Annotated in this window: 8 protein-coding genes and 1 pseudogene; 2 read left to right on the top strand and 7 right to left on the bottom strand. The window is 69.5% G+C overall.

The features are described 5' to 3' along the window. Positions 1 to 175 precede the first annotated feature (175 nt). Positions 176 to 964, top strand: coding sequence for a TetR/AcrR family transcriptional regulator (locus tag ACWD4B_RS34425; RefSeq protein ID WP_451424464.1), 789 nt, complete (start codon positions 176 to 178; stop codon positions 962 to 964). A 181-nt stretch (positions 965 to 1,145) separates the two neighbouring features. On the opposite strand, the pseudogene ACWD4B_RS34420 reads toward ACWD4B_RS34425, so the two are convergent. Both ACWD4B_RS34420 and ACWD4B_RS34415 read right to left on the bottom strand, forming a co-directional pair. Further along, positions 1,146 to 2,759: pseudogene (locus tag ACWD4B_RS34420) on the bottom strand (MDR family MFS transporter); the annotation flags it as partial. Between the two features lie 46 nt (positions 2,760 to 2,805). Then, positions 2,806 to 3,297 (bottom strand): MarR family winged helix-turn-helix transcriptional regulator, encoded by a 492-nt coding sequence (locus ACWD4B_RS34415; protein WP_451424463.1) that lies wholly within the window; start codon positions 3,295 to 3,297, stop codon positions 2,806 to 2,808. A 187-nt stretch (positions 3,298 to 3,484) separates the two neighbouring features. Between ACWD4B_RS34415 and ACWD4B_RS34410 the strand changes: the two genes are divergently transcribed. Next, on the top strand, positions 3,485 to 3,712 hold the full coding sequence (locus ACWD4B_RS34410; RefSeq protein WP_451424462.1) for a hypothetical protein: 228 nt from the start codon (positions 3,485 to 3,487) through the stop codon (positions 3,710 to 3,712). Here ACWD4B_RS34410 and ACWD4B_RS34405 read toward each other — a convergent pair. The 5 genes from ACWD4B_RS34405 to ACWD4B_RS34385 all read right to left on the bottom strand — a co-directional run bounded on the left by ACWD4B_RS34405 (position 3,705) and on the right by ACWD4B_RS34385 (position 7,132). Then, positions 3,705 to 4,046 carry a hypothetical protein gene (locus ACWD4B_RS34405; protein WP_451424461.1) on the bottom strand — a complete coding sequence of 114 codons (342 nt, stop codon included), beginning with the start codon at positions 4,044 to 4,046 and terminating at the stop codon, positions 3,705 to 3,707. The two genes, ACWD4B_RS34410 and ACWD4B_RS34405, sit on opposite strands and share 8 nt — an antisense overlap. 496 nt (positions 4,047 to 4,542) lie before the next feature. Next, a complete protein-coding gene (locus ACWD4B_RS34400) occupies positions 4,543 to 5,376 on the bottom strand; it encodes an RNA polymerase sigma factor SigF (RefSeq protein WP_451424460.1) in 834 nt (277 codons plus the stop codon). A gap of 189 nt (positions 5,377 to 5,565) precedes the next feature. Further along, the gene (locus ACWD4B_RS34395) at positions 5,566 to 6,477 is read right to left on the bottom strand and encodes an RNA polymerase sigma factor SigF (RefSeq protein ID WP_451424459.1); all 912 of its coding nucleotides are present in this window, start codon (positions 6,475 to 6,477) and stop codon (positions 5,566 to 5,568) included. A 165-nt stretch (positions 6,478 to 6,642) separates the two neighbouring features. Continuing rightward, positions 6,643 to 6,936: a Dabb family protein gene (locus ACWD4B_RS34390; protein WP_451424458.1), complete on the bottom strand. Its 294-nt coding sequence runs from the start codon at positions 6,934 to 6,936 to the stop codon at positions 6,643 to 6,645. A 31-nt stretch (positions 6,937 to 6,967) separates the two neighbouring features. Continuing rightward, on the bottom strand, positions 6,968 to 7,132 hold the full coding sequence (locus ACWD4B_RS34385) for a hypothetical protein (RefSeq protein WP_336410422.1): 165 nt from the start codon (positions 7,130 to 7,132) through the stop codon (positions 6,968 to 6,970). Positions 7,133 to 7,722: the final 590 nt, after the last annotated feature.

Here is a 7,722-nt window from a genome sequence, read left to right as displayed (position 1 = left end):
ACTGTAGTTCTGTCGTGTGCTCTTACGATCTACCGTGCCCCGAAGGGGCACGGTTCGCGCCCCGAAGGGGCGCGGGGAACTGCGCGACCAGCCACGACGAGCCCGCAGTCGACACACCCCACGCCCGGCGAACCGCCTAGCATTCGGCATAACGCACCACCGAGAGGAACCCGGCATGAGCAAGGGCAGGGCCCCGCGCACCAGCGTCTGGCTGAGCGGAAAAGCCGGCGCCCCGAAGCACCGGAGCAGCGCCGCAGGCGAAGGGCTCGACCGGGAGCGGATCGTCGCCGCCTCCGTCCGTCTGCTGGACGCCGAAGGCCTGGCCAAGTTCTCGATGCGGAAGCTCGCTTCCGAGCTGGGCGTGACCGCCATGTCGGTCTACTGGTACGTCGACAACAAGGACGACCTCCTCGAGTACGTCATGGACGAGGTCAGCGCCGAGATGCGCGTCCCCGACCCGACGGACGAGTCCGAGGACTGGCGCGACCAGCTGCGCCTGCTCGCCTTCGAGTACCGCGCGGTGCTGCTCGCCCACCCCTGGATGCCCCAGCTCGTGGGCCAGTACCAGAACATCGGGCCGCACGCGATGAAGTTCGCCGACGTCTCGCTGGCCGTGATGCGCCGCTGCGGCGTGCCGCCGGAGTCCATGTCGGGGGCGATCTCCGCGCTGTTCCAGTTCGTCTTCGGCTACAGCACGGCCTGGGTCCTCTACCGGGAGCGCTGCAAGGCGGCGGGCCTCGGCGAGGAGGAGTACTACCAGAACGTCCTGGACGCGGTCACGAACCGCCCCGACCTCATGGAGACGTACAAGGAGTCGGCCGCGATGCTCCGGGCCCGCGACGCCAACCCGATCGAGCAGATGTTCACGCGGGACTTCGAGTTCGGGCTGGAGACGGTGGTCGCCGGCATCGAGGTGATGCGCGACCGCATGCTTGCCCAGCAGGGGCGGCAGCAGAACGCATGAGGGCCCCGGGGGCGGTGCGCCGACAGGCCGTCCCCTGCCTGTCGAAAGCGCACACCGCCACTCCGGGGCCGTGTGCCGGGAACCAGTGCATGCCGTTCTGTTCCCGGCTCCGCCGCGGGGCGCGCTCTCCGCTCGATGGCGCGCCCCGCAGCGGGGTCCGTCAGCCGGCCTGCCGGGCCGGCTCCTCCGCCGTCGCCGCCGCGCCGGCCGTCTCGCCCGTGGCGACCCGGCTCTTCAGCGCGACCTCCTTGATGAAGAGCGTCACGATGAAGGCGATCAGCGCGCACGGGGCCGCGTAGAGGAACACGTCGCCGACGCCGTGCCCGTAGGCGCTCTCGATCACCGTGCGGATCGGGGCGGGCAGCGCGGACGGCTTGGGGATGCCCCCGCCGGAACCCTGCTGCGCCAGGGCCGCGCCCTTGGGGCCGAGGGCCGTGAGGCCGTCCTTGACGTAGTCGGTGACCCGCGTGGCGAGCACCGCGCCGAGCGCGGAGACGCCGACCGCACCGCCGAGGGAGCGGAAGAAGGTCACCACGGAGCTGGCGACGCCGAGGTCCTGCGGCGCGACCTGGTTCTGCGTGGCGAGCACCAGGTTCTGCATCATCATGCCGATGCCGAGGCCCATCAGCGCCATGTAGATGGCGAGGTGCCAGTACGGGGTGTCGTACCGCATGGTGCCCAGCAGGCCGAGGCCGGCCGTGAGCAGCAGACCGCCGGAGACCAGCCAGACCTTCCAGCGGCCGGTCTTGGTGATGATCTGGCCCGAGACGGTGGAGGAGATGAACAGGCCACCGATCATCGGGATCGTCAGCACACCGGACATGGTCGGCGTCTTGCCGCGCGCCAGCTGGAAGTACTGCGAGAAGAACACCGTGCCGACGAACATCGACACACCGACGAAGAGGCTCGCGAGGGAGGCGAGGGCGATCGTCTTGTTGCGGAACAGCCGCAGCGGAATGATCGGTTCGGTCGCCTTGGACTCGACGAACAGGAAGATCGCGGCGAGCACGACCGCGCCGCCGACCATCGCGAAGGTCGTCCCGGAGATCCAGTCGTAGTCGGATCCGGCCCGGGTCACCCAGACCAGCAGCAGGGTCACCGCGGCGGTGATGAAGAAGGCGCCGGCCCAGTCGACCTTCACGTCCCGCTTCACGACGGGGAGCTTGAGCGTCTTCTGCAGCACGATCAGCGCGAGGATCGCGAAGGGCACGCCGACGTAGAAGCACCAGCGCCAGCCGAGCCAGGAGGTGTCGGTGATGACGCCGCCCAGCAGCGGGCCGCCGACGGTCGCGACGGCGAAGGTCGCACCGAGGTAGCCGCTGTACCGGCCGCGCTCGCGCGGGGAGATCATCGCCGCCATGACGATCTGGGCGAGCGCCGACAGGCCGCCGACGCCGATGCCCTGGATCGCCCGGCAGGCGATCAGCATGCCGGTGTTCTGCGACAGACCGGCCGCCGCCGAACCGGCGACGTAGATCACCAGGGAGATCTGGACCAGCAGCTTCTTGCTGAAGAGGTCCGAGAGCTTGCCCCACAGCGGGGTGGAGGCGGTCATCGCGAGCAGCGACGCCGTCACGACCCAGGTGTAGGAGGACTGGCTGCCGTGCAGGTCGTGGATGATCTCCGGCAGGGCGTTGGAGACGATCGTCGACGACAGAATGGCCACGAACATGCCGAGCAGCAGTCCGGACAGCGCTTCCATTATCTGACGGTGCGTCATGGGGGCGCCGGAGCCAGGGGCGGCTCCCTTGTCGGCCTGGCCGCCCCGCACACCGGATGGTGTGGTCGTGGTCATGGACTTCCTGTTCTCTGTCGGGGATCTATGAAGCGACAGGGCGCTTCTAGACGGTGATGTGTGCGGGTGCAGGGACTGTTCGGCCCGGTGCCGGCTCGCGCATGGGCGGCGGGCACTGGCCGAAGTTTTCGCGGAGCCGTGCCAGCAGGCCCGCGAGGAGGGCGACGTCGGCGTCGGACCAGTCGCTCAGGCAGGTGGCCAGGGCGGCGGCGTGCCGCCGGGAGACCTCGTCCAGCAGAGCTTCTCCGCTGGTGGTGAGGCGGACCAGCCGGGAGCGCTTGTCGAGCGGGTCCGGCGTGCGGTCGAGCCAGCCGTGCGCGGCGGCGTAGGAGACGTGCCGGCTGGTCACCGACATGTCGATGTCGAGCAGCTCGGCCAGCTTGCTCATCCGCATCTCGCCGAACCGCGCCAGCAGGGTCAGCACGATCGCCGTGGCGGGGGAGCAGCCCTCGGGAAGGACCCGGGCGATGCCGCGCCGGATCGAGCCGAGGGCGCCGAGCTGGCGGGCCAGCTCTTCGTAGTGCTCCTGTGCGGCCATCGGTTCGTCGGCTCCCCTGAGGTCCTGGATATCGGTTGCTTGGGGCAACCGTATGGGCAATTGGTTGCTGAAGGCAAATGAAAAAGGAGGATTGTCGGGTAAAAGAACTCTCAAGGATCGCTGGTGTCGTGGTAAAGCCGCTGGCCCGCGCGCACGGCGCGGTCCGGTTTCGCTAGGGTCCTGGCCTATGGCCAACCCCCATCAGCAGAGCCCCCACGGCGAATACGACCCGGCGGGCAGCACCCAGATGTTCCGTGCGTTTGTCGACGACGGCCCTTCGCCTGCCCCTTCGCCTGCCGCCGGGCCCGGGCGCCGGGCCGCGGCGCGGAGCTCGGGGCCCGGCGCCGGCGTGATCCTCGGGGTGATCGTGGCGATCGTCGTCGTTGCCGGGGCGGCTTGGCTCGCCTTCAGCTGAGTCGGCCGTCTTGCGGCTGCGGGCCGTCCGTGGCTTGTCGCGCAGTTCCCCGCGCCCCTGACGGGGCGGGGGACGGCGTCGGGGCCGGTGCGCGGTACGGCGTGTTCGTCACCGTGATGTCCCGTGTCTCGATGTGCATGCCCGCCAGGACCCGCCAGGCGTCCACGCACACCGTCCACGTCTGCTCCGCCGTTCGCCGTGGCGCGATCGGCACCGGGAGCGGGCGTGTGGCGGTGACCGTCGCCCAGTCGTTGCCGAGCGCGTCGATGACGTGCGTGCCGAGCGTGACCGTGCCCTCGGTGGCCGGGGTGCCGCCGGTGTTGGTGAAGTCCAACGTGACGTCCTCGCACCAGGGTTGTTCGCCCGGTCTGCGCTGCGGTGCCCCGATGACGACCGTCGGTGACGGTAAGGCCGACGGCGAGGGTGCGGGGGTGGCGGTCCTGCGGGGTGTGGGCGCGGGACCTGCGGTGCGCCGTGGTGACGGCGAGGGCGGGGGCGCGTGTGAGGGCGCGTGTGAACGCGTGGGTGCGGGCGTGGGTGAAGGGTCCAGGGGGACGAACTCCACGCCGCCTGTGGGCGGTACGGCCTGGGACACGTCGGGCCCGGCGGCCCCCGTGGCGACATAGCCCTCTCGGTCGCTGCCGCCGCAACCCGTGATCAGTGCACCCAGGCAGAAGGCTGTGGCCGAGGCGGAAGCGAGTGCCTTTCGGCGCATCGGCCCAGTGTCGCTGACGTTGTGTCAGCTTGGCTAGGGGGCTGCTCGCGCCCTTCGTTCGGCTGCGGGTCGGCTGCGGTTGCTCGCGCAGTTCCCCGCGCCCCTGACGGGGCGCTCAGTCCGCGATCAGTCCCTCCCGCAGCTGTGCCAACGTGCGCGTCAGCAGGCGTGAGACGTGCATCTGCGAGATGCCGACCTCCTCGCCGATCTGCGACTGCGTCATGTTGGCGAAGAAGCGCAGCATGATGATCTGGCGCTCCCGCGGGGGCAGTTTGGCCAGCAGGGGCTTGAGGGACTCGCGGTACTCCACGCCCTCCAGGGCCGTGTCCTCGTACCCCAGGCGGTCCGCGAGGGAGCCCTCGCCGCCGTCGTCCTCGGGGGAGGGGGAGTCCAGCGAGCTCGCCGTGTAGGCGTTGCCCACGGCCAGGCCGTCGACCACGTCCTCCTCGGAGACGCCCAGGCAGACCGCCAACTCCGGGACCGTGGGCGAGCGGTCGAGCTTCTGCGCGAGCTCGTCGCTGGCCTTGGTGAGGGCGAGGCGCAGTTCCTGGAGGCGCCGCGGCACGCGCACGGACCAGCTGGTGTCCCGGAAGAAGCGTTTGATCTCGCCGACCACGGTGGGCATCGCGAACGTCGGGAACTCGACCCCGCGTTCGCAGTCGAAACGGTCGATGGCCTTGATCAGGCCGATCGTGCCGACCTGGACGATGTCCTCCATCGGCTCGTTGCGGCTGCGGAAGCGGGCGGCCGCGTAGCGCACGAGGGGGAGGTTGAGTTCGATGAGGGTGTCGCGGACGTACGTCCGCTCGGCGCTGTCCCGCTCGAGCGTGGCGAGCCGCAGGAAGAGGGAGCGGGAGAGGGTGCGGGTGTCGATGGCTTCGCAGTCGTCGAGCACTGCGGACGGTGCGTCGTTGGCGAGCACCTTTGCGCTGCCCAGGTCTACGGACATGCCACCCCCTTGAGGTCGCGGACGGGTCACAGCAGCTCCCTCGTGCGAGGGGTTCAGCCTCCACCTGAATACCGGAGGCTGCGCTGCGGCAAACGCAGTTCCTGCAGAATGTCACATGTCGGCAACACGCTGTAGCGTCAAGTCGACTTATCTTCCCCATGACACCGGGGATGCTGTCACCCGTGGGGGTTAGGCGTCGATTCGATTTGCGGAGCGGAGCCGGGCGAAGCTTCGTGACAGCAGACGGGACACATGCATCTGGGAGACCCCCAGTTCCGCGCTGATCTGCGACTGCGTCAAGTTGCTGTAGTAGCGCAGTAGGAGGATGCGCTGTTCGCGCTCCGGCAGCTGTACGAGCAGATGCCGTACGAGATCGCGATGCTCCACCCCGGCCAGCGCCGGGTCCTCGTAGCCGAGCCGGTCCAGCAGGCCCGGCAGGCCGTCGCCCTCCTGGGCGGCCTCCAGCGAGGTCGCGTGGTACGAGCGGCCCGCTTCGATGCAGGCCAGCACCTCGTCCTCGCCGATCTTCAGCCGTTCGGCGATCTCGGCCGTGGTCGGGGAGCGCCCGTGCAGCACCGTCAGGTCCTCGGTGGCGCCGTTCACCTGCACCCACAGCTCGTGGAGGCGGCGCGGGACGTGCACGGTGCGGACGTTGTCACGGAAGTAGCGCTTGATCTCCCCGACGACGGTCGGCATGGCGAAGGTCGGGAACTGCACCCCGCGGTCGGGGTCGAAGCGGTCGATGGCGTTGATGAGGCCGATGGTGCCGACCTGGATCACGTCTTCCATCGGTTCGTTGCGGCTGCGAAAGCGCGCCGCGGCGTACCGCACGAGGGGGAGGTTGGCTTCGATCAGGGCGGCTCGCACGCGGGCGTGCTCCGGCGTGCCCGGCTCCAGGCCGGCGAACTCCTTGAAGAGCACCTGGGTCAGCGCCCGGGCGTCGGCGCCCCGGCTCTCCCGGGTGCGGGGAGCGGCTTCCTGGGCTCCTTGGTCGGCCTGGCCGGAGGGGCCGGTTCCGGGGTCCGTGTCCGGCGTCGCGTCGTCGTCCGGTACGGAGACAGGGGGTTCTGTGTCGGAGGCGGTACGGGCCGGCACGGTCACACCCCTTCAGGAACCTTGACAATGCGGTCAACTCTCCGGCAAAAGCGGTCATAGCATCACAAGACATGTCCAGAGTGTGCAAGCACCGCAAAGCGTTGTGTTGCCATGGAAAAGCCCCTCACCGTGACGGTGAGGGGCTTGGTGGGAAAGGGTCCGGCGGAGGCCTCAGAACGGGTAGTCCGCGATCACCCACGTGGCGAATTCCCGCCACTGGGCGACGCCCGCTTGGTGGGCCGGGTGCTCCAGGTACCGCTGCAGCGCCTCGGTGTCCTCGACGGAGCTGTTGATGGCGTAGTCGTAGGCGATCGGGCGGTCCGAGATGTTCCAGGCGCATTCCCAGGAGCGCAGCTCCGGAATGGCCCGCTCCAGCTCCTCGAAGGCCTGGACGCCGGCGATCACGCGCGGGTCGTCGCGGCGGACGCCCTCGTTGAGCTTGAACAGGACGAGATGACGGATCACAGCGGGGCCGTGCCTTCCGTGCCGGTGCGGGTCACTTGATCAGCTGGGTCATGAACTCGCCGATGCTGGTGGCGGCGTCCGAGATCCCCTGGAACCCTATCTGGACCAGCTCGGCGGCCCTGGCCGGGGAGTGGATCACCGTGTACGCCACGAAGATGCCGAGGGCCCAGAAGGCCACCTTCTTTGTCTGCACCATGACGCACTTGCCTCCCCTGCCGTACCGCTCGCGCGGGCGGTCGGGTGATTCTATCCGCACGTGTGCGCGAAACGGGTGGGAGTGAAGGGGCGTAATGGTCCTCACATCACTTTTAGGGACCTATGGCCCTGGGGGGTGGGGTCCTTTGCCTGCCGTTTGCGTGCTGGGCGGGAGGGAGGATGGGGGCGTGCCTGTGCGGATCTGGCAGGAATTCGCCGGCACACGGATGCGGGCCTCACTGCGGGGTCCGGGACGCGTCCCCCCGACTGCGGCCCGGACTTGGAGACCGTGTCCTCGTCGGGGGAAGCGGTTTGTCCCCCCGATACCGCTTCCCCCGCCCAGGGGCGGCGCCACTTCGGGGGTTTTGCTTTGCCCCGTCAGGGGCGCGGGGAACTGCGCGACCAGCCACGATGCGCCCGCAGACGACGCGTTCCTCCGTTCCCGGGGCTTCGCCCCGGACCTCAAGGCGGTGTGTCGGCTGCAGGCCGCCGGTGGTTGCTCGCGCAGTTCCCCGCGCCCCGTCGGGGCGCCCCCCCCACAGCCCCCGTTTCCGAAAACCACGTTAAGAAGTGAGATAGGAAGAGCGGGGT

It is taken from the genome of Streptomyces sp. NPDC002536, from assembly GCF_053594995.1.
Note: the sequence above shows the minus strand (reverse complement) of the source record. Positions and strands in the feature narration are given on the sequence as shown.

What these genes read in the sequence shown, in the direction of transcription:
- ACWD4B_RS34425 (WP_451424464.1), top strand. Translation starts at nt 176, where the DNA reads ATGAGCAAGGGCAGGGCCCCGCGCACCAGCGTCTGGCTGAGCGGAAAA.
- ACWD4B_RS34415 (WP_451424463.1), bottom strand. Translation starts at nt 3,297, where the DNA reads ATGGCCGCACAGGAGCACTACGAAGAGCTGGCCCGCCAGCTCGGCGCC.
- ACWD4B_RS34410 (WP_451424462.1), top strand. Translation starts at nt 3,485, where the DNA reads ATGGCCAACCCCCATCAGCAGAGCCCCCACGGCGAATACGACCCGGCG.
- ACWD4B_RS34400 (WP_451424460.1), bottom strand. Translation starts at nt 5,376, where the DNA reads ATGTCCGTAGACCTGGGCAGCGCAAAGGTGCTCGCCAACGACGCACCG.
- ACWD4B_RS34385 (WP_336410422.1), bottom strand. Translation starts at nt 7,132, where the DNA reads ATGGTGCAGACAAAGAAGGTGGCCTTCTGGGCCCTCGGCATCTTCGTG.